The sequence below is a fragment of the Pseudomonas sp. Marseille-Q5117 genome (assembly GCF_946901175.1).
Classification (GTDB): Bacteria; Pseudomonadota; Gammaproteobacteria; order Pseudomonadales; family Pseudomonadaceae; genus Aquipseudomonas; species Aquipseudomonas iranensis.
Genome location: NZ_CAMPPP010000003.1, coordinates 294,546 through 319,736, shown reverse-complemented (window position 1 = coordinate 319,736; position 25,191 = coordinate 294,546). Strand labels below are relative to the sequence as shown.

Below are 25,191 nucleotides of genomic sequence, written 5' to 3'. Positions count from 1 at the left end.
CGAGCGGACTGAGCAGTTTAAAAAATCACCAGCGATTAGGGAAGCGCTGATTTTTTGACCAGACCCTTCAACGCGCTGCAAGCACCAATGTAAAGCGCTTGCAGGCATTTTGGGAAGTGCTGTTTCAGCCGAGCAATTCAGCCAGCAATTTGCCGAAACGCACTTGCTGGCGTTTCTGTTGCAGCTGATTGGCGCGGAAAATCGCTTTCAGATCGTCCAGCGCGTGGGCGAAATCGTCGTTGATGATCAGGTAATCGTAGTCGACGTAATGGCTCATCTCGCTGACCGCCTCGCGCATGCGGCCGTCGATGATCTCGTCGCTGTCCTGGCCACGGTTGGTCAGGCGCTGGTGCAGGGCTTGCAGCGACGGCGGCAGGATGAAGATCGAGCGCGCCTGCGGCATCAGCTTGCGCACTTGCTCGGCGCCTTGCCAGTCGATTTCCAGAATCAGGTCGTGACCTTCGTCCAGGGTTTGCTGCAGGCGGCTTTGCGAGGTACCGTAGAAGTTGCCGAAGACTTCGGCGCGCTCAAGAAAGTCTCCGTGCTCGCCCATCTTCACGAACTCTTCGCGGGTTACGAAGTGGTAGTTCACGCCGTCCACTTCGCCCGGGCGCATGGCGCGGGTGGTGTGCGAAACGGAAACGCGGATCTCCGCATCGGCGTCGGTCAACGCCTTGACCAGACTGCTCTTGCCCGCGCCCGATGGCGCGGAAATGATGTACAGGGTGCCGGTGTGTTGGGTCATGTCAGGGTAGCCTTACTCAATATTTTGCACTTGTTCGCGCATCTGCTCGATCAACACCTTGAGGTTGACGGCGGCCTGGGTGCTGCGCGGGTCGAAGGCTTTGGAGCCCAGTGTGTTGGCTTCGCGGTTGAGCTCCTGCATCAGGAAGTCCAGACGCCGCCCGGCGGCCCCACCGGACTTGAGCACCCGGCGAACTTCGATGATGTGAGTGCTCAGGCGATCCAGTTCTTCGGCCACGTCGCTTTTTTGCGCGAGGATGACCATTTCCTGTTCCAGGCGCTGCGGGTCGAGCTCGGCCTTCATATCGGCAAAGCGATCGAGGACCTTCTGGCGCTGGGTGGCGAGCATCTGCGGCACCAGTTCACGCAGGGTTACCACGTCTTCTTCGATGGAAGTCAGGCGGTCGTTGATCAAGCGAGCCAGCTCCGCGCCTTCGCGCTCGCGGCCAGCCTTCAGATCCTTCAAGCCCTGATTGAACAGCGCCAGCGCTTCGGCATTCAGCGCTTGCGGGTCGGTCGCATCGGCCACCAGCACGCCGGGCCAGGCCAGCACTTCCAGCGGATTCAGCGCAGCCGGATTCTTGATCAGCCCGGCAACGGTTTCCGCAGCGGCCACCAGTTGCGCGGCGCGCTCGCGGTCCACTTGCAGCGGTTTGCCGGTGCTTTCTTCGGTGAAGCGCAGCGTGCATTCGAGTTTGCCCCGCGACAGGCCCTGACGCAGCGCTTCACGCACGGCGCCTTCGAGGTCGCGGAACGATTCGGGCAAGCGCAGGTGCGGTTCCAGATAGCGGCTGTTGACCGAGCGCAGTTCCCAGCTCAGGGTGCCCTGAACGCCGGCTTTCTCGACGCGGGCGAAGGCGGTCATGCTGTGCACCATGGCGGTGACCTCGCAATGCAGATCGGCGCGAAACGCTGTTTCGCAGGCGCGATTTCAATGAATTTAAGCCGACTGGCAGCAAAGGCGCAGGATTGTAGCGCAGTGCGGCGAATGCGCCCAAACACACGGTGTGACAAAGCGCTGCAGCCCGTCGGTTATGCGCGCTTGGGGGGCTTCGGTCGTCGGCCGGCGGTTTTAACCAGTGCCCACTCGCGGTGCGGCGCTCTATAATGCTCGGCAGTTTTCCGTCCTCAGTACAGGTATCCCTATGAAACGTCCAAGTGGTCGCGCTGCCGATCAGCTCCGCTCGATCCGCATCACCCGCAACTACACCAAACACGCCGAGGGATCCGTACTGGTCGAATTCGGTGACACCAAAGTCATCTGCACTGTCAGCGTCGAGAACGGCGTGCCGCGCTTCCTCAAAGGCCAGGGCCAGGGCTGGTTGACTGCCGAGTACGGCATGCTGCCGCGCGCCACCGGCGAGCGTAACCAGCGTGAAGCCAGTCGTGGCAAGCAGGGCGGGCGTACTCTGGAAATCCAGCGCCTGATCGGTCGTTCCCTGCGTGCAGCGCTGGACATGTCCAAGCTCGGCGACGTGACCCTGTACGTCGATTGCGACGTGATCCAGGCCGATGGCGGCACTCGCACCGCGTCCATCACCGGCGCCATGGTTGCGCTGGTCGATGCCTTGAAAGTGATCAAGAAGCGCGGCGGCCTGAAAGGCGGTGACCCGCTCAAGCAGATGATCGGTGCGGTCTCGGTCGGCATGTACCAGGGCGAGCCGGTGCTGGATCTGGACTATCTTGAAGATTCTGCAGCTGAAACCGACCTGAACGTGGTGATGACCAGCACCGGCGGCTTCATCGAAGTGCAGGGCACCGCTGAAGGCGCGCCGTTCCAGCCTGACGAGCTCAATGCCATGCTGGAACTGGCCAAGCAGGGCATGAACGAAATCTTCGAATTGCAGAAGGCTGCGCTGGCCGACTGAGGTTTTTGACCACAAGGAGGACGTGATGAGTGATGAGCAAGAGTTGCTGCCCAAACCGAGCCAGGAGGTTCGCCAGTGGGCGATGTTCTGTCACTTGTCCGCCTTGCTGGGGATCTGGATTCCGTTCGGCAATCTGATCGGGCCGCTGATCCTTTGGCAGATGAAGCGCGAGAAGGACCCTTTTATCGATGCACAGGGCAAAGAAGCGCTGAATTTTCAGATCACTGTCGCCATTGCCTCGATGATCTGCTTCCTGCTCATGCTGCTGATCATTGGTTTCTTCCTGTTTGGCTTGCTGGCGATCGCCGCACTGGTCCTGACGATCATTGCAGGGGTCAAAGCCAACGAAGGTTTCCCGTACAGATATCCGTTCACTTGGCGACTGATCAAGTAACAGTCTGTTGTATCGCTATATGGAAATGCCCCGACTTATCGGGGCATTTTTATTTGTGCAACTCAATAATTGGTCTTTGTTGTAGGACTACTCTGTTGTCGATGTGCGGTTTGGCATTTATTTATTGATATTTCTTCATTACATCTTTGGTCACAACTGATCGACCACGTGCTTATTCTCGTTCTTGTTATTGACGCGAGCGGGTTGTTAAAGTTGCCCAATGTAATGTTTCGGTTGAAACATTCCGATATGTTCAGGCCATCGATGGCACTTGAATTCCCCAGTAATCAGTGTTGATAAAATCAGCCGGTTCACCCGTCGAGCCCAGGTAAACGCTCGCCTCGTGAATACTCAGCCAAGAATAATCCACATGATTGAGCTCGATTTCTACGGCACGCTCGTGGCCGCTTCTTTAGTACTACTGCTCGGACGCGGGCTTGTTACGCGTGTCGGCTTTCTGCGAAGTTACAATATTCCTGAACCGGTAGCGGGCGGCCTGGTGGTTGCCTTGCTCTTGTTGATATTGCGCACTTTCGATATAGAAGTCCGCTTCGATACATCATTGCAAACACCGTTGATGTTGGCGTTCTTTGCCACGATTGGCTTGAGTGCCGACCTTGCCAGTCTGAAAAAGGGCGGGCGCATCGTCGGCATCTTCCTGCTGGCGGTCATTGGCTTGCTGGTGGTGCAGAACGCCATGGGCATCGGATTGGCAACCCTGCTCGGGCTCGACCCTTTGATGGGCTTGCTGACAGGCTCGATCACGCTCGCTGGCGGTCACGGCACTGGCGCTGCATGGGGCGCGGTGTTCAGCGAGAAATATGGCCTGGCTTCGGCTTCGGAGCTGGCGCTGGCCTCAGCGACGTTCGGTCTGGTGCTGGGCGGGTTGATCGGTGGGCCCGTCGCCCGGTTGCTGATCAAGCGCGTGCAAGTACCGGGCTGCAGTCCCCAGCAAGCGCCGCGACTGCCAAGAGGTTTTGAACAGCCGAACAAGGAACGCTCGATCACGCCGTTTTCGTTCGTCGAGACGCTGGCGCTGATTGCCGTCAGCCTGCTCGTGGGCAATCTTTTGAATGGTTTGCTGCACGGCACTGCATTCGAACTGCCGACGTTTGTTTGCGTGCTGTTTGTGGGTGTGGTGTTGCGCAACAGTCTGTCAGCACTTGGCTTGTATCAGGTGTTCGAGCGTGAAGTTTCCGTGCTCGGAAATGTCAGCCTCTCGTTGTTTCTCGCGATCGCGCTGATGTCGCTGAAATTATGGGATCTGGCGGCGCTGGCATTGCCGATCTTCATCATCCTGGCCGTGCAGGCGCTGGTCATGGCTCTGTTCGCGATTTTCGTGACGTTCCGGGTGATGGGCAGCAACTACGATGCCGCAGTGCTGGCTGCGGGACATTGCGGCTTCGGTCTGGGCGCCACGCCGACGGCGATTGCCAACATGCAAGCGGTGACGCAGCGCTATGGGCCATCGCAGATCGCGTTTCTGGTAGTGCCGATGGTAGGAGCGTTCTTCATCGATATCGTTAACGTCATCGTGATCAAGCTGTACCTGGCCTTGCCATTCTTCGCTGCCGTCTAGAAAGCACGGCGCATAAAAAATGCCCGCATCTCACGATGCGGGCATTTTTTTGGCTGCGAGGACGCTTAGATGGTCAGCGTCCAGTCGTAGTCGACGATCAACGGCGCGTGCTGCGAGAACCGTGGCTGACGCGGCAGGCGTGCACTGCGCACCGAGCGACGCAGGCCCGGGGTCAGGATCTGATAATCGAAACGCCAGCCCAGATTGAGCATCTCGGCCTGTTCGTTATCCGGCCACCAGCTGTACTGGTCGCCTTCGCGGCTGACTTCGCGCAGCGCATCGACATAGCCCATGTTGCCGACAATCTCGTCCATCCAGGCGCGTTCCGGCGCCAGGAAGCCTGGAGATTGCTGGCTGTCGCGCCAGTTCTTGATGTCGAGTTTCTGCTGCGCAACGTACAGCGAGCCACAATAAATGTACTCGCGACGTTTGCGTCGCTGTTTGTCCAGGTACTTGCCGAAATCGTCCATGAGCTTGAACTTCTGGTTCAAGTCCTCATCGCCGTTCATCCCCGAAGGAAACAGCAAGGTGGCAATACTGACTTTGTCGAAGTCTGCTTGCAGGTAGCGCCCGTAGCGGTCGGCCGTCTCGAAACCGAGACCGCTGATGACAGCCTTCGGTTGCAACCGCGAATACAAAGCCACGCCGCCTTGGGCAGGGACTTCAGCATCGCAGGCATAAAGGAAGTAGCCATCCAGTTGGAAGGCTGGGTCATCCAGTTCAAAGGCGGAGGCACGGGTGTCCTGCAGGCAGATGACGTCGGCATTCTGGGCTTGCAGCCAACTGAGCAAACCGCGCTCGACTGCCGCCTGAATACCATTGACGTTCACACTGATGATCCGCATAAATGGCCCCAAAAATCGCGTGCGTGTATGATACACGGCGTCAAGCTAATTAGCTAAATCCGTGGTATTTGGGGTTTTTTTCATGCAAGCGTATCAGCGCGATTTCATTCGTTTTGCCATCGATCGCGGCGTTTTGCGCTTCGGTGAGTTCACCCTGAAGTCCGGGCGCACCAGTCCCTACTTCTTCAACGCCGGCCTGTTCAACTCAGGTTCGGCCCTGGCGCAGCTTGGGCGTTTCTACGCCGCCGCCATCGCCGAGAGCGGCATCTCCTTCGACGTTCTGTTTGGCCCGGCTTATAAGGGCATTCCGCTGGCGGCCACGACCGCCGTTGCGCTGGCCGAACATCACGACCGTGACCTGCCATGGTGCTTCAACCGCAAGGAAGCCAAGGCCCACGGCGAGGGCGGTAGCCTGGTTGGCGCGCCGCTGACCGGCGACGTGCTGATCATCGACGACGTGATCACCGCCGGCACCGCCATTCGTGAAGTGATGCAGATCATCGCTTCCCAGGACGGCGCCAAGGCCGCTGGTGTGCTGATCGCACTGAACCGTCAGGAGCGCGGCAACGGCGAACTGTCGGCGATCCAGGAAGTCGAGCGCGACTTCGGCATCCCGGTGATCAGCATTGTTTCGCTGAATCAGGTGCTGGAATTCCTCGCCGACGATCCGCAGCTCAAGCAGCACCTGCCAGCCGTGGAAGCGTACCGCGCCCAATTTGGCGTTTGACCAATGTGGGAGCGAGCCTGCTCGCGAATGGCCGTCACCTGTCAGCGATGTGAGGCAAATTACGCTTTCGCGAGCAGGCTCGCTCCCACAGCAAAAAGACCCGGTTCAGTCAGGCTGAGCCGGGTCTTTTTGTTGGCGATCAACGCAGGCTTCGCCATTTCATCAGCAGTCTCAGCGCCAATGCAGCGTTCACCAGCGCAAAAACCAGCAGCGCTACAACCACCATCACGTACAGCGTGCGATCCACATCGAAATCCCACAGGTCCAGCGTGCTGCTGCGCATGATCCCGACTGCTGCCGGCAAGTTAACGTAAAACAGCGCCACAAAAGCACACGTCAATGGCAATGCTCGCCAGTAGAAAGCAGCCATCACCTTGTCTCGACTGCGCTTGCGGGCCTGCGAACCTTTTTGAAATTCATCTTCAGCCAGCGCTTCATTGAGCGCCGGCCACGCCAGATTGAACATGAACGTGGTCAGGGTCAGCAGCAAGCCACTGACCGCGACGATGTCACTGAACGGCATTCAGACCCAGCGTTGCACAGAGCAATGCGTGGGAATCTTCGCTGATCTCGAATTGCCCGGCGCTGGCCTTGCGTTTGGTGATGGGTTTGAAGGTCGGCTCGTTCTGGGTGATGAGCATGTTCAATTCATCGCGGATCACGTCCGAGCTGATCACCACCAGAAACACGTTTTGCGCATGTTCGGCGGACTCGATTACGGCGCGCATGCTGTGCTGCAGGATGTCGTCGAGCTGGTTGCGAAAACGCGAAACGGTGTTTTTCAGCAGGGTTTTGCTTTGGCTCTGGGTCAGCTGAAAGATTGTCGAGATCTGCGATTCGGTCGGCAGGGTTTGCCCGAAGTAACTCTGAATCAGATACAGCAGGCGATCCTGCTTGGCTTCGTCCGCCCGGCTGGGCATGCCGCCCTCGACCAGCATTTTCAGGTATTCGGTCAGGCTGGCCTTGGCGATGCGCTCCAGCGCATGGGCGATTTCAGCGTCGCCGATGCGCAAGGTCTTTTTCACCGGTTCCTTCTGTTCCTGCTCGAAAGCGTCGGCGTCGATCGTGAACGAGATCTGCATGGCTCAGGCGCTCCGGGATTATTTTTTGCTGGCAGCCGGCTTTTCGGATTTTTCCGGGTACGGATCTTGTGGGGCGTCACCTTGGCCGGTGAGGGTTTTCCAACCGTTCAGGACATGCGCCGTTTTCCTGAACTGCGGGCAGGGCGGCATAGAGGTTTTGGCTTGATTGGAATAACGATGTCCGCAGTCCACGCATTCGTAGGTGCCTGCTGAAACATCGCTGCCGTAGGGAACGTAATCTTTCTGCATGAGTGAATCTCCGTTGGATGAGAGGAAGATCCTAGGGAGATTTATTCTGAAGGGATGTCGGACGTTTCGCTGTGTCGAGTCAGGCTTTTCCTGCGCGCACAAAAAAGATCGCAGCCTTCGTCAGTTCCTACAAAGCGGATTCTCGCGTGTGCGAAATCCCTGTAGGAGCTGCCGAAGGCTGCGATCTTTTGCTTTCAGCGATCAGCCATCAAGGACGCTTGCGATTACTGATCAGCGTGCCCACGCCAGTATCGGTGAAGATTTCCAGCAGAATCGCGTTCGGCACACGACCGTCGATGATCAACGAACTGCCTACGCCACCCTGAACCGCTTCCAGAGCGCAGCGGATCTTCGGCAGCATGCCGCCGTAGATCGTGCCATCGGCGATCAGGTCGTCGACCTGCTGCGTGCTCAGGCCGGTCAACACGGTGCCCGACTTGTCCATCAGGCCGGCAATGTTGGTCAGCAGCATCAGCTTTTCAGCTTTCAGCGCTTCGGCAACCTTGCCCGCCACCAGGTCGGCGTTGATGTTGTACGACTCGCCGTTCTCACCGACGCCAATCGGCGCGATGACCGGGATGAAGTTGCCTTTGACCAGCAGGTTCAGCAGTTCGGTGTTGATGCCGACGACTTCGCCAACGTGGCCGATGTCGATGATTTCCGGCTGGGTCATCTCCGGGGTCTGACGGGAGACGGTGAGCTTCTTCGCGCGAATCAGCCCGGCATCCTTACCGGTCAGGCCGATGGCGCTGCCGCCATGGCGGTTGATCAGGTTGACGATGCTTTTGTTGACCTGACCGCCAAGGACCATTTCCACCACGTCCATGGTCGCCGCGTCGGTAACGCGCATGCCGTCGACGAAATGGCTTTCGATCGACAGGCGCTTGAGCAGGTCACCGATCTGCGGGCCGCCACCGTGCACGACCACCGGGTTGATGCCCACGGCTTTCATCAGCACGATGTCGCGGGCGAAGCCGGTTTTCAGCTCCTCGCTTTCCATCGCGTTGCCGCCGTATTTGATCACCAGGGTCTTGCCGACATAGCGTCGGATGTAAGGCAGCGCTTCGGACAGGACCTTGGCAGTGTTGGCGGCGGCTTCGCGTTCGAGGGTCATTCAGGGCTCCGGGTGGATCAGAACGGTAGTTGGAGATCAGGTGCAACGCGTTTCAGTTGGGCGTGGAACACATCCTTGATGCGCTGCAATTCAGCCTCGTCATCGGCCTCGAAGCGCAGCACCAGCACCGGTGTGGTGTTGGATGCGCGCACCAGGCCCCAGCCTTTGGCGTAATCGACCCGCACGCCGTCGATGGTGGTCAGGTCGGCGCCTTCGCCCCACTGAGCATCGTGCAGTGCATCAATGATGCTGAATTTGCTCTCTTCGGTCACATGGATATTGATTTCCGGCGTGGAAATATCGTTCGGGAAGGTCGCAAACAGCTCTTCCGCAGTGGATTTTTCCTTGCTGAGGATCTCCAGCAGACGTGCGGCGCTGTAGATGCCGTCGTCGAAACCGAACCAGCGCTCCTTGAAGAAGATGTGCCCGCTCATTTCGCCGGCCAACAGCGCGCCGGATTGTTTCATTTTCTTTTTGATCAACGAGTGACCGGTCTTCCACATTAGCGGCCGACCGCCGTATTCCTTGATCAGCGGCACCAAACGGCGGGTGCATTTAACGTCGAAGATGATTTCCGCGTCCGGGTTACGCGCCACTACGTCGCGAGCGAACAGCATCAGCAGACGGTCCGGGTAGACGATGCTGGCGGTGTTGGTCACCACGCCGACGCGGTCGCCGTCGCCGTCGAAGGCCAGGCCGATATCGGCGTTGGTTTCCTTGACCTTGGCGATCAGGTCGACAAGGTTTTCCGGTTTGCCCGGGTCCGGGTGATGGTTAGGGAAATTGCCGTCGACTTCGCAGAACAGCGGGATGACTTCGCAGTTCAGCGCTTCGATCAGTTGCGGGGCGATCACGCCGGCCGCGCCGTTGCCGCAGTCGACCACGACTTTCAGGCGGCGGGCCAGTTTGATGTCCTGGACGATTTCGGTGTTGTAGCGGTCGAGGATTTCGACTTGGGTGACGCTGCCCTGGCCGCTGCTCAGGTCATTGTTCTTGATGCGCTCGTGGAGCACCTGAATCTGCTCGTTGGCGAGGGTGTCGCCGGCGATGACGATTTTGAAACCGTTGTAGTTCGACGGGTTGTGGCTACCGGTGAGCATTACCCCGGACTTGCCGGCGAGCACGTTGGCCGCGTAGTACAGCGCTGGCGTTGGCACCAGGCCGACATCGCTGACGTGGCAACCGCTCTCGGCGATGCCGCGAATGAGTTCCGCGACCAGCTCCGGGCCGGACAGGCGGCCGTCGCGACCGACCGACACATTCGGTTCGCCCTGGGCCAGGCTCTGCGAGCCGATGGCACGGCCGATCCAGTAAGCGGTTTCACCATTGAGGTATTCCGGCACGGTGCCACGAATGTCGTAGGCGCGGAAAATACTGTCAGGCAGCTTCGGGGCGATTTTGGCGGGGGTGCTCATCTGTGGGCATGCTCCATCTCGAAAAGGGCGGGACAGACCGGCGAAATGTTCGACGGCAGGCTCAAACTGAAGGGTATGACGGCGTTTTCCACAGAGAGTTCGTGCTATGAAAGGGCCATGACGCCCCGGCTGGCGTGGCTTTCGGCCGGCAAAACCTTGATTTACGGTGTTAAAACCTGCTGCCGATGTAGCGCATTTTTTGTGGTGAGGGGATAAACCCCCTCACCACAATAATTTTTATCCGTTTATTTGGTGCCGGTATGGCCAAAACCACCGGTACCGCGCTCGGTCTCGACAAACTCTTCAACCATTTCGAAATGCGCCTGCACCACCGGCACGAGCACCAATTGCGCCAGACGTTCGCCGACGGTCATGGTGAAGTCGCTCTGGCCGCGGTTCCAGCAGGAGACCATCAGCGGGCCCTGGTAGTCGGAGTCGATCAGGCCGACCAGATTGCCGAGCACGATGCCATGTTTGTGGCCCATGCCCGAGCGCGGCAGGATCAGCGCGGCGAGATTCGGGTCGCCGATATAGACCGACAGGCCGGTGGGAATCAGCACGGTTTCACCCGGTTTGATCACGATGTCCTGTTCCAGCATGGCGCGCAGGTCGAGGCCGGCGGAGCCCGGCGTGGCGTATTGCGGCAGCGGGAATTCGGTACCGATGCGTGGATCGAGGATCTTGGCTTGCAAAGCGTGCATGTAAATTAAACCTGGTTCAGACGTTCGGCGATAAAAGTGACCAGTTGGCGAGCGATCTTGCTCTTGCTGGTCTGGGCGAAAACCGTGGCGTGCAGCTCACGGTCGATGACGCTGCAGGCGTTTTCTTCGCTGTTGAAACCGATGCTCGGGTTGGCGACGTCGTTGGCGACGATCAGATCGAGATTCTTGTCCTTCAGCTTGCGTGCAGCGTAGTCGAGCAGGTGTTCGGTTTCGGCAGCGAAGCCGACACTGAACGGACGGTCGGGACGGGTCGCGATGGTGGCAAGGATGTCCGGGTTGCGCACCATTTGCAGGACGAAGCCGTCACCGCTCGTAGGATCTTTCTTGAGTTTATGCGGGGCGACGACTTCAGGGCGGTAGTCCGCCACCGCTGCCGACGAGATGAACACGTCGCAAGGCATGGCTGATTCGCAGGCGGCGAGCATGTCGCGCGCGCTGACCACATCGATCCGCGTCACGCGATCAGGCGTCGGCAAGTGCACCGGGCCGCTGATCAAAGTGACACGGGCGCCGGCTTCCACGGCTGCTTCGGCGAGGGCAAAGCCCATTTTTCCCGAGCTGTGGTTGGTGATGTAGCGCACCGGGTCGATGTTTTCCTGAGTCGGACCGGCGGTGATCACCACATGCTTGCCGGTCAATGCCTGGCGCTGGAAGCAATCGGCGGCGAGCAGTGCCAGATCGGTGGCTTCCATCATGCGGCCCATGCCGACGTCGCCGCAGGCCTGGCTGCCCGAGGCCGGGCCGAAAGTCTTCAGGCCACGGCTCTCCAACAGTTGCAGGTTGGCCTGGGTCGCCGGGTCGCGCCACATCGCCTGATTCATTGCTGGCGCGACAGCAACCACAGCGTCGGTGGCCAACACCAGCGTGGTCAGCAGATCGTTGGCAATCCCTTGGGCCAGGCGGGCGATCAGGTCGGCGGTGGCCGGGGCGATCAGCACCAGATCGGCCCATTTCGCCAGCTCGATATGGCCCAAGGCGGCTTCGGCGGCAGGGTCGAGCAAGTCGAGGTGAACCGGGTGGCCCGACAGGGCCTGCATGGTCAGCGGGGTGATGAATTCGGCGCCGCCATGGGTCATGACCACGCGCACTTCGGCACCCTGGTCGATCAGGCGGCGAACCAGATCGGCGCTCTTGTAGGCCGCAATGCCGCCGCCGACGCCCAGAACGATGCGTTTCCGATACAGCCGCTGCATAGGTCTGCCTTTCATTTCGTTGATGACGGCGGTGCGATGCCCCTCCCCAGGGTTGAATCGACCGCCAAAAAGATGGGCTACGATATCACAGCGACCGCTACGGAACAGCGGCGCCCACAGACAAGGAGGTGCTATGAGTATTCGCGATTGGCCGGCGGCGGAACGGCCGCGGGAAAGGCTGTTGGAACACGGCGCAGGGAGTCTTTCGGACGCTGAGCTGTTGGCGATTTTTCTGCGCACCGGATTGCCCGGAAAAAGCGCAGTCGACCTTGCCAGACATCTGCTGACGCAATTCGGTGGCCTGCGTTTGCTGCTCGAGGCCGATCAGGACGCATTCAGCAAACAAATGGGCCTCGGCCCGGCCAAATTCGCCCAGCTGCAAGCCGCGCAGGAAATGAGCAAGCGCCATCTGGCCGAGCGCTCACGACAGAAGCCGGCACTGGAGAACCCACAGGTCGTCCGCGATTACCTCAAGGCGATGCTGCGGCACGAGCCGCACGAGGTGTTCGGCTGCCTGTTTCTCGATTCAAAGCATCAGGTGCTGAATTTCGAGGCGCTGTTTCGCGGCTCTATCGACAATACCAGCGTGCACCCTAGGGAGGTGGTGAAGCGCGCGCTGGCCAATAACGCCGCAGCGGTGATCCTCTGTCACAACCACCCGTCCGGCAACACCGATCCGAGTCAGGCCGATCGGCTGCTGACCAAGCGCCTGCAGAAAGCGCTGGAGCTGATTGACGTGCGAGTGCTTGATCACTTCATCGTCGGAGACGGCGAACCGCTGTCGATGGCGGAGTGTGGCTGGATGTAGTTCTCGGTGCCAATTCCGGACCTTGTGGGAGCGAGCCTGCTCGCGAAGGCGTTGTATCAGTCAGCATCATTGTTTGCTGACAGACCGGCTTCGCGAGCAGGCTCGCTCCCACAGGTTTGATGCCATCCACAGGTTTTGTGCAGGGCAGGTTATTTGAGGTTGACCCTGGAATAGTCTTGCCGACCGAACGGGCTCACCGAATAGCCGTTGATGTCCTTGCGCGTCAGCGCATACGCCGTCGGGTGCGCCAATGGCAGCCACAACGCCTGCTGCTGGATCTGCGCCTGTGCCTGTTCATACAGCTTGGTGCGCACGCCCTGCTCGCTGGTGGTCTTGCCGGCGCTGATCAGCTTGTCCAGATCGGCGTTGCAGTACCGCGCGAAGTTGGTCCCGGACTTCACTGCTGCGCAGGAAAACTGCGGAGTGAGGAAGTTGTCTGGGTCGCCGTTGTCACCGGCCCAGCCCATGAACAGCAGGTCGTGTTCGCCGGCCTTGGCGCGGCGAATCAGTTCGCCCCACTCGATCACGCGGATCTCCGCCTGGATGCCGATCTCGGCCAGATCCGACTGCAACATCTGCGCGCCGAGACTTGGGTTCGGGTTGAGCAGGCTGCCTGATGGACGCGTCCAGATTGTGGTCTGGAAGCCATCCTTCAAGCCGGCCTTGGCCAGCAGCGCCTTGGCCTTGGCCACGTCGTGCGGATAGCCCGGCAGGTTCTTGGCATAGCTCCAAGTGTTCGGCGGGTACGGGCCGTTGGCCGCTTCGGCGGTGTCCTCGAACACGGCTTTGATGTAGTTGGCCTTGTCGAAAGCGAGGTTGATCGCCTGGCGCACTTCCGGTTTGTCCAGTGGCGGATGCTGGCTGTTGATGCCCACGAAAGCGGTCATGAACGCGTCAGTCTTTTCGACTTTCAGCGACGGTTCCTTCAGCGCAGCCTGTACGTCCAATGGTTTTGGCGACAGGGCAATCTGGCATTCATTGCGCCGCAGCTTTTGCAGGCGCACGTTGGCGTCCGGCGTGATGGCGAAAATCAACGGGTCGACGGCAGGCTTGCCACGGAAATAGTCCGGATTGGCCTTGTAGCGAATCGCCGCGTCTTTCTGGAAGCGATTGAACACGAACGGGCCGGTGCCGATCGGCTGGCTGTTGAGTTTGTCGGTGGCGCCGGCCTTCATCAGTTTGTCGGCATATTCGGCGGAGTAGATCGAGGCGAAGCCCATGCTCAGGGTCGCGAGGAAGGTCGAATCCGGATGGTCGAGGGTAAAGCGCACGGTCAGCGGGTCGAGGGCGTCGATCTTCTTGATCAGGCTCGGCAGTTGCATCGACTGCGCATGGGGGAAGCCGCTCTGGGCGACTTTGTGCCACGGGTTGGCCGGGTCAAGCATGCGGTCGAAGCTGAATTTGACGTCCTCGGCACTCAGCTCGCGGCTCGGCTTGAAGTAGTCGGTTGTGTGAAATTTCACCTGCGGGTGCAGTTTGAACACATAGGTGAGGCCGTCGGTGCTGACTTCCCAGCTGTCGGCGAGGCTCGGGATGACCTTGCCACTGGCGGTGTCGAAATCCACCAAGCGGTTCATCAGTACGTCAGCCGAAGCATTGGTGGTGGTCAGCGAGTTGTACTGCACCACGTCGAACCCTTCGGGGCTGGCCTCGGTACACACGCTCAACGCGGCGGCCTGGGCGAGGGGGCTCAGCAACAGCGGAGCGAGTAACAGGGGTAGGGCAGCGAGGCGCATGGTCGGTTTCCTTTACAGATCGAAGGCCCATCTGCAAGTGCAGTCTGGAAAAGTCCTACCCTAGAGCTCTGAATTGCAAATGACTATCCCCTTTTTGCATTTTCAGGCGCACTCTTGCGCGGTTTCGAGCGTAGGCAGCCAGATGAAAAGTCTGAATCGGCTGTAGGGCGGGATTTCTGCGACGAGTGGTCAAAACTGGCCGCAGCCTTTGTCCAAGGCGTCTGCGGCGGAAAAAATCGCCCTTTTGCCGATTGATTGCACACCGATTGTTGTTGCACCCCGGTCTTTCTGGTATAAAGCAGCGCTCTTTTCTAGGGGCCCGGTTCCTTCACTGTAGGTGTAGCCGGTAAGACCTCTAAAGAAACGCGGCGCCTGGCGCCAAATGACTGAGAGATTAAGCGGCCAACCCATGCCGGGTTGGGCATGTGGTTTTAGAGGGCTGAGGCATGTCGAGAGTATGTCAAGTTACCGGTAAGGGTCCGGTGACTGGGAATAACATTTCCCACGCAAACAACAAAACCCGTCGTCGTTTCCTGCCGAACCTGCAGCATCACCGCTTCTGGGTTGAAGAAGAGAAACGTTTTGTGCGTCTGCGCGTATCTGCCAAAGGCATGCGTATCATCGACAAGCGTGGCATCACTGTCGTGCTCGCCGAACTTCGCCGCGATGGCAAGATTTAAGGGAGCTAATCATGCGTGAATTGATTCGTTTGATTTCGAGCGCCGGTACTGGTCACTTCTACACTACCGACAAGAACAAGCGTACTACCCCGGACAAAATCGAGATCAAGAAATATGATCCGGTTGTTCGCAAGCACGTGATGTACAAGGAAGGCAAAATCAAGTAATTGATTTTCCTGACTGCGAAAAAGGCCCGTATCGTGAGATACGGGCCTTTTTTGTTTGCCTTGGATTCTGCGGTGACCGGTTGGGCCTTATCGCTGGCAAGCCAGCTCCCACATTGATTTCCGGTCTTCACAGAACCTGTGTCATGCACAGAACCTGTGGGAGCTGGCTTGCCAGCGATAAGGGCCGATCAGCCAGCAAACATCTCAAGCCTTCTGTTCAAAGATCACATAAACCTTGCGGCAAGCCTCCAGCACTTCCCAGGTCCCGCGAAACCCCGCCGGAATCACGAAGCGATCACCAGCGCGCAAAGTCTTGGCATTGCCATCGCTGTCACGCAACACCGAAACCCCCTGCAGAATCTCGCAGTACTCATGTTCGGTGTAATTCACCGTCCACTGACCCACCGCGCCTTCCCACACGCCCACGCCCATTTGCCCACAAGGGCTGTCGTATTGATGAAACACCGCCTGCTCAGGGTCACCCTTGAGCACCTTCGCCGGGTCCGGGCGATAGCGCTCGGCTTCGCTGCTGGCGAGGCTGATGTCGACGACGTTCTGGATGTTCATTGTTGTTTTCTCCGCTAGTGACGGCGCATTGGCTGGAATGGGCCAAAGTCTATGTTTATTAAAATGAACACCGCAAGGCCGTATGGCCAGCTTATGTCAAATATATTGAAACAAACCCGGTCGCTGGTTTAGGGTGGCGGGTGCCTCGGGCCGAAAGTGCAGGCTGGCCGGGCAGAATTCTTGAACAGCGCCGCAGCGCTTGCGGTGCTCGTATTCAATAAGAGGAGGACACCCGAATGACCACCCTGACTCGTGCCGACTGGGAACAACGCGCCCGCGATCTGAAAATCGAAGGCCGCGCCTTCCTGAATGGCGAATACACCGACGCCGTCTCCGGCGAAACCTTCGAATGCATCAGCCCGGTCGATGGCCGTCTGCTCGGCAAGATCGCCAGCTGTGACGCCGCCGACGCCGACCGTGCCGTGGAAAACGCCCGCGCCACTTTCAATTCCGGCGTCTGGTCGCGCCTGGCGCCGACCAAGCGCAAAGCCACCATGATCCGCTTCGCGAGCCTGTTGAAACAGCACGCCGAAGAACTGGCGCTGCTGGAAACCCTCGACATGGGCAAGCCGATCAGCGATTCGCTGTACATCGACGTGCCGGGTGCGGCGCAGGCGTTGAGCTGGAGCGGCGAAGCGATCGACAAGATCTACGACGAAGTCGCGGCGACTCCACATGATCAACTGGGGCTGGTGACTCGCGAGCCGGTGGGCGTGGTCGGCGCTATCGTGCCGTGGAACTTCCCGCTGATGATGGCCTGCTGGAAACTCGGCCCGGCGCTGTCGACCGGTAACTCGGTGATCCTCAAGCCGTCGGAAAAGTCGCCGCTGACCGCCATCCGCATCGCTGCGCTGGCCATTGAAGCCGGGATTCCGAAAGGCGTGCTCAACGTGCTGCCGGGCTATGGCCACACCGTCGGCAAGGCGCTGGGTCTGCACAATGATGTCGACACGCTGGTATTCACCGGCTCGACCAAGATTGCCAAGCAACTGATGGTCTATGCCGGCGAATCGAACATGAAACGCGTCTGGCTGGAAGCCGGCGGCAAGAGCCCGAACATTGTCTTCGCCGATGCGCCGGACCTGCAGGCCGCCGCTGAATCCGCCGCCAGCGCCATCGCCTTCAACCAGGGCGAAGTCTGCACCGCCGGTTCGCGCCTGCTGGTCGAGCGTTCGATCAAGGACAAATTTCTGCCGATGGTCATCGAGGCGCTGAAAGCCTGGAAACCGGGCAATCCGCTGGACCCGGCGACCAACGTCGGTGCGCTGGTCGATACCCAGCAGATGAACACCGTGCTGTCGTACATCGAATCCGGCCATAGCGATGGCGCCAAACTGGTCGCCGGCGGCAAGCGCATCCTCCAGGAGACCGGCGGCACTTACGTTGAGCCAACCATTTTCGATGGTGTGAGCAATGCGATGAAGATTGCCCAGGAAGAGATTTTCGGCCCGGTGTTGTCGGTGATCGCTTTCGACAGTGCCGAAGAAGCAATCCAGATCGCCAACGACACGCCATATGGTCTGGCCGCAGCGGTGTGGACCCAGGACATCTCCAAGGCGCACCTGACCGCCAAGGCCTTGCGCGCCGGTAGCGTGTGGGTCAACCAGTACGATGGCGGCGACATGACCGCGCCGTTCGGTGGCTTCAAACAGTCGGGCAACGGTCGCGACAAATCGCTGCATGCCTTCGACAAGTACACCGAGCTGAAGGCGACGTGGATCAAGCTGTAAGCCGCTGACGGGAGCCCGCTACTCCGGGCTTCCTGACCAAACAGAGATCCCCTGTGGGAGCGAGCCTCTGTGGAGAGGGGATTTATCCCCGTTCGGCTGCGAAGCAGTCGCTAAACCATTGCACGCGGTGTACCTGGTACATCGTGGTTGCAGGTTTTGGGGCCGCTGCGCGACCCAACGGGGATAAATCCCCTCGCCACAGGGGCTCGCTCCCACAGTGATTTTGTGGTGCATATAAAAATATCCACAGGAGCGTGGAACATGCGGTGGGCGACGTATTTCGCCGTGTTGGCGTCTGTCTTGAGTGTCGGCCTGGCCCTGGGGGTCAGCATGCCGCTGGTGTCGTTGCGCCTGGAGGGCTGGGGGTACGGCTCGTTCGCCATCGGTGTGATGGCAGCCATGCCGGCAATCGGCGTGCTGCTGGGGGCGAAGATTTCCAGCCATCTCGCCGCGTATTTCGGCACGGCGAACCTGATGCGTCTGTGCCTGTGGGCCGGGGCATTGTCGATCGGCCTGCTGGCGCTGCTGCCGAGTTATCCGATCTGGTTGCTGCTGCGCCTGCTGATCGGGGTGATCCTGACCATCGTGTTCATCCTCGGCGAGAGCTGGATCAATCAATTGGTGGTCGAGCAGTGGCGCGGGCGCCTGGTGGCGCTGTATGGCAGCAGCTATGCGCTGAGCCAACTGTCTGGTCCGTTGCTGCTGGGGGCGCTCGGTACCGAGCATGATTACGGTTTCTGGGTCGGGGTCGGCCTGCTCACGCTCTCGCCCTTTCTGCTGCTGGGGCGCAGCGGTGCGCCGAGCAGTGAAGCCAACAGCGTGACCTTTGGTGATCTGTGGGGCTTCGCCCGTGAGTTGCCGGCGATTGCCTGGGCGGTGTCGTTGTTCGCCGCGTTCGAGGCGATGATTCTGACGCTGCTGCCGGTGTACTGCCTGCAACAAGGGTTCACCGCCGAAATCGCGCTGGCCATGGTCAGCACCGTGGTGGTCGGCGATGCGCTGCTGCAATTACCGATCGGCGCGTTGGCCGATTACCTGTCGCGGCGCACGCTGTTCGCCGGATGCGCGGTGGTGTTGATGCTGTCGAGTCTGGCCATTCCGATGTTGCTCGACACGCTGCTGATCTGGCCGCTGTGGGTGCTGTTCGGTGCCAGTGCCGGCGGTTTGTTCACCCTGTCGCTGATTCTGATTGGCGAGCGTTATCGAGACGATGCGCTGGTCCGCGCCAATGCGCATATCGCGCAGTTGTGGGGTGTCGGTTGTCTGGTCGGGCCGTTGGCGGCAGGGGCGGGCAGTCAGTGGATCAATGGTCATGCGTTGCCGCTGTTGATGGCGGCTGGGGCGTTTGGTCTGGTGCTTTTGTTGTTGCGCCAAGGCGCCTTTGGCACAACGGCAGAAGCTGCCTGAGCGCATTCCTGTGGGAGCGAGCCTGCTCGCGAAAGCGGTGCATCAGTCAGCTCATTTGCTGGATGTGAAACCGTTTTCGCGAGCAGGCTCGCTCCCACAAGGGATCACCAACTTACAGCATCCGCTCGAGGCCAACGCTGGTGCTGAACCATGAGTTGAAGCGCCGCCACCAGCTCCCCGGTTCCTTGGTCAGGGTATGCATCTGGCCGTTGTCTTCGGTGACCCAGACGACCTTGCCGTCCTCGAGTTTCGCCTGATAACTCAAGGTCGGCGCCATGCCTTGCAACGCTAGTGCGCGGACGTGCTCGGCCAGTTCCGGGCTGTCGACGAGCACGCCGACTTCGGTGTTCCACAGCACCGAGCGCGGGTCGAAATTGAACGAGCCGATAAACGATTTGCGTCGATCAAAGATCATCGCCTTGCTGTGCAGGCTGGAATCCGAGCCGCGAAACGACTTGCTGTAGAACACCCGCGGCCCGCTGCCGTAGTTATCCCCAGGCTGGCGGCGCAGTTCATAGAGTTTCACCCCGTGTTCAAGCAACGCCTTGCGATAGGGCGCGTAACCGCCATGCACCGCCGGCACGTCAGTGGCCTCCAGTGAATTGGTCAGCAGGCTCACGGAGACTCCGGCATCGGCGCGCCCGGTCAGGTAGACCAGCCCCGGCTGGCCGGGCACAAAGTAGGCGGAAATCATGATCAGCTCTTTGCTGACGCCGGTCAGTTCCGGCGCCAGTTGTGTGGTCAGCAGCAGATGCGGATCCGGTTCGCCCTTGGACAGGACCTTGCTCGGCGCATCCCACAACGCCTGGTTCCAGGCCCAGATCAGCTCCTTGCGCCAGATGTCCATGCGCGGGTCGGTGGTGAACTTCATCAACTGTTGATAGAGCGCGTGGTTTTGCTTGCGGGTTTCTTCCAGCGATTCTTCCAGGCGTGTGCGCGTGTTTTGCAGGTCGGCGGCGGTCGGTTGGCTGGAGAGGAATTCGTCGATCGGCTTGCTCAGCGCGCTGTTCCAGTACTGGTCGAAACTGTGTCCGAGCTGTTCGGCCACCGGGCCGATGCTGAGCATGTCGATGTCGGTGAAATTCAGGTTGGGTTCGGCGTCGAAATATTCATCGCCCAGATTGCGCCCGCCGACGATGGCCGCGCTATTGTCCGCCAGCCACAGTTTGTTGTGCATGCGCCGGTGCTGCACGGACAGGTTGAACAGTCGCCCGGCCGCGCGCGTTACGCCGGTGCTGCGCCCCAGGTGCAACGGATTGAACAAACGAATCTGGATCTGCGGATGTGCCGCCAGCGTCGCGATGATCTGGTCGAGGCCGTCGCTGGTGGTGTCGTCGAGCAGGATGCGCACGCGCACGCCACGGTCGGCCGCCTTGAGCACTTCCTCCACCAGCATTCGCGTGCTGATGCCGTCATGGACGATGTAGTACTGCAAGTCGAGGCTGACCTGCGCATGACGAATCAGCTCGGCGCGGGCGGTAAACGCCTCGCCACTGTCGGAGAGCAGGCGAAACCCCGACTGCCCTTTGTAGGGAGCGGCCTGAGCCTGAATCGAACGGCCGAAGCTGGATTCCGACGCTGGCAATGCCTGGCTTGGTTCGCGCGGCACATCGAGGCTGGCGCAGCCGCTGAGGAACGAGGCGAGTATCAGTAAAGCGAGTAAGGGCTGTCTGAAGCTCACGTAGGGTCGTTCCGGTTGGCGGCTGAGGTCGGCAATTTGGACGCCGGGCGCGCAAAAAAGGTCAGTCGGTCTCAGCGAGTAATTTGATTGCCGCAGCGCCGACCTTGCGCACCGCTTCTTCGATCTGCGCTGTTGGTTTGGCAGCGTAGTTCATCCGCAGACAATTGCGGTACTTGCCCGAGGCGGAAAAGATGCTGCCAACGGCAATCTGTACGCCCTGATCGTGCAGTGCGCGATTCAGTTTCAGCGTGTCGAAGCCCTCCGGCAGTTCCACCCAGAGCATGAAGCTGCCTTGCGGTCGACTGGCGCGAGTGCCGGCGGGAAAGTAGCGCGTTACCCAGTCGATCATCGCGTCACGATTGCGCTGGTACTGCATGCGCATACGCCGCAAGTGCGGCTCGAAATGGCCGGCCTTGATGAATTCGGCGATGGCGATCTGCGGTTGCGGCGCGGTGGATCCGGTGCTGATGTATTTCATGTGCAGCACCCGCTCGAGATATCGGCCTGGTGCCACCCAGCCGATGCGCAGCCCCGGCGCCAGGGTCTTGGAGAACGAGCTGCAGAGCAACACGCGGCCGTCTTCATCGAAGGACTTGATCGTGCGCGGGCGCGGGTAGGTATAGGCCAGTTCGCCGTACACATCGTCTTCGATGATCGCCACGTCGAAACGCTGGGCCAACGTCAGCAACGCGCGTTTGCGCGACTCGGGCATTACGTAGCCGAGCGGGTTATTGCAGTTTGGGGTGAGCTGAATGGCCTTGATCGGCCACTGTTCCAGCGCCAGTTCAAGGGCGTCGAGGCTGATGCCGGTGAGCGGGTCGGTGGGGATTTCCAGGGCTTTCATGCCCAGGCCTTTGAGGGTCTGCATGGCGCCGTGGAAGCTCGGCGAGTCAACCGCGACGATGTCACCCGGCTCGCAGATCGCGTGGATGCTGGTGGACAGCGCTTCGTGGCAGCCAGTGGTGATGACCAGATCGCTGGCGCTTAACTGACAGCCGGAATCGAGCATCAGCCGTGCGATCTGTTCGCGCAGTTCGAGGTTGCCGTGGATGTTGTCGTAATACAGGCCGGGCATGTCCTGCCGCCGGCTGATTCGCGCCAGTCCGCGCAGCAGCGGCTTCATGGTCGGCGAGCCGACATCGGGCATGCCACGGCCCAATTGCACGACGTCCTTGCGCGGTACCGCGCGGATCAATTCCAGCACCTGATCCCATTGCGAAATCTCGACTGGCCGCTGCGCCGGGCGGCCTACGGCGGGGAGCTCGGGCAACTCGCGGCCGACTGGGACAAAGTAGCCAGACTTGGGTTTCGGCGTGGCGAGGCCGCTGTCTTCAAGCACGCGATACGCCTGCTGCACCGTGCTCAGACTGACTCCGTGTTCGACGCTCAAGGCACGCACTGACGGCAAACGATCGCCGGGGCGATAGAAACCTTGTTCGATGCGGGTGCCGAGCAATTCGGCGAGGTTTACATACAGAGTCATGGCAGCCTCGGTGCGTCTTGGTGGAAACCAGTACAGATGCGACAAAAATCAGTCATTCAGTCGACGAATCGGCAAATCTGTATGGAGTTAATACAGGTTCGTTGAGTCTGTAATGGTTTTGCCCGCCCGCGCATCATGGAATCTCTGGCTACCCAAGTAAACAGGAGCAACCAAAATGAACGGCTTGAGCGACGTGCGGCTGACGTTACACAGTCAGGAACTGGCGGCAGGGCAGAAGGACAACGCGCGCAATATGCTGCGCAACGCGCCGTCCGGCCTCAGTCGCTGGGGGCTGTTCTGGCATCGTCTGCACACGCGCAAGGCGTTGCTCGGCCTGACACCGGAGCAACTCAGGGATGTCGGGCTGACGCGAGAGCAGGCAAGGGAGGAGGGGTTGAAGCCGTTTTGGCGGATATGAATACCACAGAGCGTTCCCACGCTCTGCGTGGGAACGCCGCCCCGCACGCTCTGCGTCCGCTGTGACGCAGAGCGTCACTGGATGCATTCCCACGCGGAGCGTGGGAACGATCCTGATTCGTCAGACCAACTCTTTCAGCCGATGCCACATCATCCCCAACGCCAACAACGGCGAGCGCAAATGCTTACCGCCCGGGAAAGTGATGTGCGGCACCTTGGTGAACAGATCAAAGCCGCCGCCATGCTGCCCGCTGATCGCTTCGGCCAGCAGCTTGCCGGCCAGGTGGGTGGCATTCACCCCATGCCCGGAGTAGGCCTGGGCGTAATACACGTTCGGCTGGTCGGCAAGTCGGCCAATCTGCGGCAAGCGGTTGGCACCGATGCCGATCATCCCGCCCCACTGATAATCGATTTTCACCCCGGCCAGTTGCGGGAACACTTCAAGCATCTTCGGCTGCATATAGGCGCCGATGTCTTTCGGATCGCGTCCCGAGTAATGACACGCGCCGCCGAACAGCAAACGTCGATCCGCCGAGAGCCGGTAGTAATCCAGCGCTACCCGCTGATCACAGACCGCCATGTTCTGCGGCAGCAGGTTGTGCGCCTGCTCTTCGCTGAGCGGTTCGGTGGCGATGATGTAACTGCCGGCGGGCAGGACCTTGCCGCTCAGTTGCGGGTTGAGGTCATTGAGATAGGCATTGCAGCCCAGCACCAGGGTCTTCGCCCGCACCGAGCCTTGCGCGGTGTGCACCTTCACTTCGGGGCCGTAATCGATGCGCGTCACGGCCGAACGCTCGAACAACTGCACGCCCAGTTGCTGCGCCGCTGCCGCTTCGCCCAGCGCCAGATTCAGCGGATGCAGATGCCCGGAGCCCATGTCGATCAAGCCGCCGACATAGCGCTTGGAACCGACCACGGTGTGCATTTCACTGGCCTGCAACAGACGGGTTTCGTAGCGGTAACCGAGGCCGCGCAACTCTTCGGCATCTTCGGCAAAATCGTCGAGATCGGAAGGCTTGTTGGCGAGGTCGCAGTAACCCCAGGTCAGGTCGCAGGCAATGCCGAAACGCTCGACGCGCCGGCGGACAATCTCCACCGCTTCCAGGCCCATGAGTTTCATCTCGCGCACGCCCTCGGCACCGATGACATTGGCGAACTGATCAAGGCCGTGACCGACACCGCGTATCAACTGCCCGCCGTTGCGACCGCTGGCGCCCCAGCCGATCCTGTGCGCTTCCAGCAACACCACGCTGAAACCGCGTTCGGCGAGTTCCAGCGCGGTATTCAGCCCGGAAAAGCCACCGCCGACCACGCAGACATCCGCCACCACTTCGCCTTGCAGCAGGGGATGGTCAGGCTGCGGCAGGCTGCTGGCGGCGTAATAAGAGGCAACGTGGGGTTGGCTCGCGGTGGTCTGGGCGCGGGCGGTCATGGGCATCATCCAACGGCTGAGTGTCGAGAAAATTTGACGGAGCATAAGCCGCACGCCCGAACGTGGGCAACATCGGTCGGCCTGCGGTGTCTGGATCCGGGCTTTTGCGGCACAATCGTTATCCCGCCACTTTGGTCACCGTTTCGATGAGCTGCAACAGCCAGAAAATCCGCAACCTGCGTCAGCAGATCCCCACGTTCGACTGCGTGCCGGGCTGCCACGACTGCTGCGGGCCGGTGACCACTTCGCCCGAGGAAATGGCCCGGCTGCCGCGCAAGACCCGCGCCGAGCAGGATGCCGCGCTGGAAGAACTCAACTGTGTGCACCTGGGGCCGAATGGCTGCACGGTGTATGAAGAGCGGCCGCTGATCTGCCGCTTGTTTGGTACCACCAAGACGCTGCCATGCCCGAACGAGCGGCGGCCGGTGGAGCTGATTCATCCGCGGGTCGAGAAGCAGATTTTCGAGTACATGGCGGCGAATCGGCAGGTGTTGGTGTAAGCGATCGTTCCCACGCTCTGCGTGGGAATGCCTCTTCGGACGCTCCGCGTTCGGCCTTTGGGACGCAGAGCGTCCCGGGCTGCATTCCCACGCAGAGCGTGGGAACGATCAGTGCGGTGATCAATCCGGAATCGGCAGGCACAGGCTCTCTTTCACCTCTTCCATGACGATATAGCTCTTCGATTCACGCACATGCGGCAGCTTCAACAGAATGTCGCCGAGCAGTTTGCGATACGAGGCCATCTCGGAAATCCGCGCCTTCACCAGATAGTCGAAATCCCCTGACACCAAATGGCACTCCAGCACATGCGGCAGCTTCAGCACCGCGCGCCGGAACTCTTCGAATGTGTCACCGGATTTGTAGTCGAGGCTGATCTCGACGAACACCAGCAAGCTACCCTTCAAATGCTGCGGATTGAGCCGGGCGTTGTAGCCCATGATGATCCCTTCGCGCTCCAGACGCCGCACGCGCTCGGTGCACGGCGTGGTCGAGAGGCCGACCTTTTCCCCCAGTTCGGTGAAGGAAATCCGCCCGTCCGCCTGCAGGATGCGCAAGATGTTGCGGTCGATCTTGTCCAGCTCACGTTTGGTCTGAGTGTTGGTACGCATAGGGGATGCGCCTCCGTGAAAAGGGTTTTTGCCGAGAATTGT

At 60.0% G+C, this 25,191-nt stretch carries 26 protein-coding genes and 1 pseudogene; 11 read left to right on the top strand and 16 right to left on the bottom strand.

All coding sequences use genetic code 11. The annotated features are described in order from the left end of the window. Nucleotides 1-124: 124 nt before the first annotated feature. Together gmk and OC605_RS07350 are read right to left on the bottom strand one after the other, a co-directional pair. A complete protein-coding gene (gene gmk, locus OC605_RS07355; protein ID WP_133335669.1) occupies nt 125-745 on the bottom strand; it encodes a guanylate kinase in 621 nt (206 codons plus the stop codon). A gap of 12 nt (nt 746-757) precedes the next feature. Beyond that, complete coding sequence (locus tag OC605_RS07350; protein WP_016770639.1) at nt 758-1,621, bottom strand: YicC/YloC family endoribonuclease; 864 nt, start codon at nt 1,619-1,621, stop codon at nt 758-760. A gap of 268 nt (nt 1,622-1,889) precedes the next feature. On the opposite strand from OC605_RS07350, the gene rph reads away from it, so the two are divergent. The 3 genes from rph to gltS all read left to right on the top strand — a co-directional run bounded on the left by rph (nt 1,890) and on the right by gltS (nt 4,585). Further along, nucleotides 1,890-2,612, top strand: a complete 723-nt coding sequence (gene rph, locus OC605_RS07345; RefSeq protein ID WP_024014799.1) for a ribonuclease PH — start codon at nt 1,890-1,892, stop codon at nt 2,610-2,612. A gap of 25 nt (nt 2,613-2,637) precedes the next feature. After that, nucleotides 2,638-3,006, top strand: a complete 369-nt coding sequence (locus OC605_RS07340) for a DUF4870 domain-containing protein (RefSeq protein ID WP_016772541.1) — start codon at nt 2,638-2,640, stop codon at nt 3,004-3,006. Between the two features lie 370 nt (nt 3,007-3,376). Next, entirely contained in the window at nt 3,377-4,585 is a 1,209-nt protein-coding gene (gltS, locus tag OC605_RS07335; protein ID WP_262136598.1) for a sodium/glutamate symporter, read from the top strand. A gap of 65 nt (nt 4,586-4,650) precedes the next feature. Here the strand turns inward: gltS and OC605_RS07330 are convergent, their stop codons facing one another. Continuing rightward, the gene (locus OC605_RS07330) at nt 4,651-5,430 is read right to left on the bottom strand and encodes an exodeoxyribonuclease III (protein ID WP_016772543.1); all 780 of its coding nucleotides are present in this window, start codon (nt 5,428-5,430) and stop codon (nt 4,651-4,653) included. An 82-nt stretch (nt 5,431-5,512) separates the two neighbouring features. Here OC605_RS07330 and pyrE point away from each other — a divergent pair, with 82 nt between their 5' ends. After that, on the top strand, nt 5,513-6,157 hold the full coding sequence (pyrE, locus tag OC605_RS07325; protein WP_076564544.1) for an orotate phosphoribosyltransferase: 645 nt from the start codon (nt 5,513-5,515) through the stop codon (nt 6,155-6,157). Nucleotides 6,158-6,296: 139 nt separating this feature from the next. On the opposite strand, the gene OC605_RS07320 is transcribed toward pyrE, so the two are convergent. The 7 genes and pseudogenes from OC605_RS07320 to coaBC all read right to left on the bottom strand — a co-directional run bounded on the left by OC605_RS07320 (nt 6,297) and on the right by coaBC (nt 11,932). Then, nucleotides 6,297-6,680, bottom strand: a complete 384-nt coding sequence (locus OC605_RS07320; protein ID WP_122506222.1) for a hypothetical protein — start codon at nt 6,678-6,680, stop codon at nt 6,297-6,299. Next, a complete protein-coding gene (locus OC605_RS07315; protein WP_262136597.1) occupies nt 6,667-7,239 on the bottom strand; it encodes a hypothetical protein in 573 nt (190 codons plus the stop codon). The genes OC605_RS07320 and OC605_RS07315 overlap by 14 nt, the downstream gene beginning before the upstream one ends. Before the next feature lie 18 nt (nt 7,240-7,257). Then, the gene (locus tag OC605_RS07310; RefSeq protein ID WP_016772547.1) at nt 7,258-7,488 is read right to left on the bottom strand and encodes a hypothetical protein; all 231 of its coding nucleotides are present in this window, start codon (nt 7,486-7,488) and stop codon (nt 7,258-7,260) included. A gap of 208 nt (nt 7,489-7,696) precedes the next feature. Continuing rightward, nucleotides 7,697-8,602 (bottom strand): acetylglutamate kinase, encoded by a 906-nt coding sequence (gene argB, locus OC605_RS07305; RefSeq protein WP_016772548.1) that lies wholly within the window; start codon nt 8,600-8,602, stop codon nt 7,697-7,699. A 17-nt stretch (nt 8,603-8,619) separates the two neighbouring features. Beyond that, nucleotides 8,620-10,023 (bottom strand): annotated as a pseudogene (locus OC605_RS07300) (phosphomannomutase/phosphoglucomutase); the annotation flags it as partial. 239 nt (nt 10,024-10,262) lie between these two features. Then, nucleotides 10,263-10,718: a dUTP diphosphatase gene (dut, locus tag OC605_RS07295; RefSeq protein ID WP_016772550.1), complete on the bottom strand. Its 456-nt coding sequence runs from the start codon at nt 10,716-10,718 to the stop codon at nt 10,263-10,265. Between the two features lie 5 nt (nt 10,719-10,723). Then, entirely contained in the window at nt 10,724-11,932 is a 1,209-nt protein-coding gene (coaBC, locus tag OC605_RS07290; RefSeq protein WP_262136596.1) for a bifunctional phosphopantothenoylcysteine decarboxylase/phosphopantothenate--cysteine ligase CoaBC, read from the bottom strand. 133 nt (nt 11,933-12,065) lie between these two features. Between coaBC and radC the strand changes: the two genes are divergently transcribed. After that, nucleotides 12,066-12,740 (top strand): RadC family protein, encoded by a 675-nt coding sequence (gene radC / locus OC605_RS07285; protein ID WP_016772552.1) that lies wholly within the window; start codon nt 12,066-12,068, stop codon nt 12,738-12,740. 149 nt (nt 12,741-12,889) lie between these two features. On the opposite strand, the gene OC605_RS07280 is transcribed toward radC, so the two are convergent. Further along, nucleotides 12,890-14,476, bottom strand: a complete 1,587-nt coding sequence (locus OC605_RS07280) for an ABC transporter substrate-binding protein (protein ID WP_262136595.1) — start codon at nt 14,474-14,476, stop codon at nt 12,890-12,892. 446 nt (nt 14,477-14,922) lie between these two features. On the opposite strand from OC605_RS07280, the gene rpmB reads away from it, so the two are divergent. Both rpmB and rpmG read left to right on the top strand, forming a co-directional pair. Further along, complete coding sequence (gene rpmB / locus OC605_RS07275; RefSeq protein WP_007920377.1) at nt 14,923-15,156, top strand: 50S ribosomal protein L28; 234 nt, start codon at nt 14,923-14,925, stop codon at nt 15,154-15,156. An 11-nt stretch (nt 15,157-15,167) separates the two neighbouring features. Further along, nucleotides 15,168-15,323 carry a 50S ribosomal protein L33 gene (gene rpmG / locus OC605_RS07270; RefSeq protein WP_016772554.1) on the top strand — a complete coding sequence of 52 codons (156 nt, stop codon included), beginning with the start codon at nt 15,168-15,170 and terminating at the stop codon, nt 15,321-15,323. A 204-nt stretch (nt 15,324-15,527) separates the two neighbouring features. On the opposite strand, the gene OC605_RS07265 is transcribed toward rpmG, so the two are convergent. Continuing rightward, nucleotides 15,528-15,890 (bottom strand): cupin domain-containing protein, encoded by a 363-nt coding sequence (locus OC605_RS07265; RefSeq protein ID WP_262136594.1) that lies wholly within the window; start codon nt 15,888-15,890, stop codon nt 15,528-15,530. A 236-nt stretch (nt 15,891-16,126) separates the two neighbouring features. Between OC605_RS07265 and OC605_RS07260 the strand changes: the two genes are divergently transcribed. After that, nucleotides 16,127-17,620, top strand: coding sequence for an aldehyde dehydrogenase (locus OC605_RS07260; protein WP_016772556.1), 1,494 nt, complete (start codon nt 16,127-16,129; stop codon nt 17,618-17,620). Between the two features lie 261 nt (nt 17,621-17,881). Further along, on the top strand, nt 17,882-19,027 hold the full coding sequence (locus OC605_RS07255; protein WP_016772557.1) for an MFS transporter: 1,146 nt from the start codon (nt 17,882-17,884) through the stop codon (nt 19,025-19,027). Between the two features lie 112 nt (nt 19,028-19,139). On the opposite strand, the gene OC605_RS07250 is transcribed toward OC605_RS07255, so the two are convergent. Both OC605_RS07250 and OC605_RS07245 read right to left on the bottom strand, forming a co-directional pair. Further along, nucleotides 19,140-20,708 carry a phospholipase D family protein gene (locus OC605_RS07250; protein WP_262136593.1) on the bottom strand — a complete coding sequence of 523 codons (1,569 nt, stop codon included), beginning with the start codon at nt 20,706-20,708 and terminating at the stop codon, nt 19,140-19,142. A 61-nt stretch (nt 20,709-20,769) separates the two neighbouring features. Beyond that, nucleotides 20,770-22,191: a PLP-dependent aminotransferase family protein gene (locus tag OC605_RS07245; protein WP_041476641.1), complete on the bottom strand. Its 1,422-nt coding sequence runs from the start codon at nt 22,189-22,191 to the stop codon at nt 20,770-20,772. Between the two features lie 175 nt (nt 22,192-22,366). Here OC605_RS07245 and OC605_RS07240 point away from each other — a divergent pair, with 175 nt between their 5' ends. Next, nucleotides 22,367-22,609 (top strand): DUF1127 domain-containing protein, encoded by a 243-nt coding sequence (locus OC605_RS07240; RefSeq protein ID WP_262136592.1) that lies wholly within the window; start codon nt 22,367-22,369, stop codon nt 22,607-22,609. A gap of 120 nt (nt 22,610-22,729) precedes the next feature. Here the strand turns inward: OC605_RS07240 and OC605_RS07235 are convergent, their stop codons facing one another. Next, entirely contained in the window at nt 22,730-24,040 is a 1,311-nt protein-coding gene (locus tag OC605_RS07235) for an NAD(P)/FAD-dependent oxidoreductase (protein WP_262136591.1), read from the bottom strand. Nucleotides 24,041-24,186: 146 nt separating this feature from the next. Between OC605_RS07235 and OC605_RS07230 the strand changes: the two genes are divergently transcribed. After that, the gene (locus OC605_RS07230) at nt 24,187-24,540 is read left to right on the top strand and encodes a YkgJ family cysteine cluster protein (RefSeq protein WP_123441968.1); all 354 of its coding nucleotides are present in this window, start codon (nt 24,187-24,189) and stop codon (nt 24,538-24,540) included. A gap of 120 nt (nt 24,541-24,660) precedes the next feature. Here the strand turns inward: OC605_RS07230 and OC605_RS07225 are convergent, their stop codons facing one another. After that, nucleotides 24,661-25,149, bottom strand: coding sequence for an Lrp/AsnC ligand binding domain-containing protein (locus tag OC605_RS07225; protein ID WP_010465173.1), 489 nt, complete (start codon nt 25,147-25,149; stop codon nt 24,661-24,663). Between the last annotated feature and the right edge of the window lie 42 nt (nt 25,150-25,191).

What these genes read in the sequence shown, in the direction of transcription:
- gmk (WP_133335669.1), bottom strand. Translation starts at nt 745, where the DNA reads ATGACCCAACACACCGGCACCCTGTACATCATTTCCGCGCCATCGGGC.
- OC605_RS07350 (WP_016770639.1), bottom strand. Translation starts at nt 1,621, where the DNA reads ATGGTGCACAGCATGACCGCCTTCGCCCGCGTCGAGAAAGCCGGCGTT.
- rph (WP_024014799.1), top strand. Translation starts at nt 1,890, where the DNA reads ATGAAACGTCCAAGTGGTCGCGCTGCCGATCAGCTCCGCTCGATCCGC.
- OC605_RS07340 (WP_016772541.1), top strand. Translation starts at nt 2,638, where the DNA reads ATGAGTGATGAGCAAGAGTTGCTGCCCAAACCGAGCCAGGAGGTTCGC.
- gltS (WP_262136598.1), top strand. Translation starts at nt 3,377, where the DNA reads ATGATTGAGCTCGATTTCTACGGCACGCTCGTGGCCGCTTCTTTAGTA.
- OC605_RS07330 (WP_016772543.1), bottom strand. Translation starts at nt 5,430, where the DNA reads ATGCGGATCATCAGTGTGAACGTCAATGGTATTCAGGCGGCAGTCGAG.
- pyrE (WP_076564544.1), top strand. Translation starts at nt 5,513, where the DNA reads ATGCAAGCGTATCAGCGCGATTTCATTCGTTTTGCCATCGATCGCGGC.
- OC605_RS07320 (WP_122506222.1), bottom strand. Translation starts at nt 6,680, where the DNA reads ATGCCGTTCAGTGACATCGTCGCGGTCAGTGGCTTGCTGCTGACCCTG.
- OC605_RS07315 (WP_262136597.1), bottom strand. Translation starts at nt 7,239, where the DNA reads ATGCAGATCTCGTTCACGATCGACGCCGACGCTTTCGAGCAGGAACAG.
- OC605_RS07310 (WP_016772547.1), bottom strand. Translation starts at nt 7,488, where the DNA reads ATGCAGAAAGATTACGTTCCCTACGGCAGCGATGTTTCAGCAGGCACC.
- argB (WP_016772548.1), bottom strand. Translation starts at nt 8,602, where the DNA reads ATGACCCTCGAACGCGAAGCCGCCGCCAACACTGCCAAGGTCCTGTCC.
- dut (WP_016772550.1), bottom strand. Translation starts at nt 10,718, where the DNA reads ATGCACGCTTTGCAAGCCAAGATCCTCGATCCACGCATCGGTACCGAA.
- coaBC (WP_262136596.1), bottom strand. Translation starts at nt 11,932, where the DNA reads ATGCAGCGGCTGTATCGGAAACGCATCGTTCTGGGCGTCGGCGGCGGC.
- radC (WP_016772552.1), top strand. Translation starts at nt 12,066, where the DNA reads ATGAGTATTCGCGATTGGCCGGCGGCGGAACGGCCGCGGGAAAGGCTG.
- OC605_RS07280 (WP_262136595.1), bottom strand. Translation starts at nt 14,476, where the DNA reads ATGCGCCTCGCTGCCCTACCCCTGTTACTCGCTCCGCTGTTGCTGAGC.
- rpmB (WP_007920377.1), top strand. Translation starts at nt 14,923, where the DNA reads ATGTCGAGAGTATGTCAAGTTACCGGTAAGGGTCCGGTGACTGGGAAT.
- rpmG (WP_016772554.1), top strand. Translation starts at nt 15,168, where the DNA reads ATGCGTGAATTGATTCGTTTGATTTCGAGCGCCGGTACTGGTCACTTC.
- OC605_RS07265 (WP_262136594.1), bottom strand. Translation starts at nt 15,890, where the DNA reads ATGAACATCCAGAACGTCGTCGACATCAGCCTCGCCAGCAGCGAAGCC.
- OC605_RS07260 (WP_016772556.1), top strand. Translation starts at nt 16,127, where the DNA reads ATGACCACCCTGACTCGTGCCGACTGGGAACAACGCGCCCGCGATCTG.
- OC605_RS07255 (WP_016772557.1), top strand. Translation starts at nt 17,882, where the DNA reads ATGCGGTGGGCGACGTATTTCGCCGTGTTGGCGTCTGTCTTGAGTGTC.
- OC605_RS07245 (WP_041476641.1), bottom strand. Translation starts at nt 22,191, where the DNA reads ATGACTCTGTATGTAAACCTCGCCGAATTGCTCGGCACCCGCATCGAA.
- OC605_RS07240 (WP_262136592.1), top strand. Translation starts at nt 22,367, where the DNA reads ATGAACGGCTTGAGCGACGTGCGGCTGACGTTACACAGTCAGGAACTG.
- OC605_RS07235 (WP_262136591.1), bottom strand. Translation starts at nt 24,040, where the DNA reads ATGACCGCCCGCGCCCAGACCACCGCGAGCCAACCCCACGTTGCCTCT.
- OC605_RS07230 (WP_123441968.1), top strand. Translation starts at nt 24,187, where the DNA reads ATGAGCTGCAACAGCCAGAAAATCCGCAACCTGCGTCAGCAGATCCCC.
- OC605_RS07225 (WP_010465173.1), bottom strand. Translation starts at nt 25,149, where the DNA reads ATGCGTACCAACACTCAGACCAAACGTGAGCTGGACAAGATCGACCGC.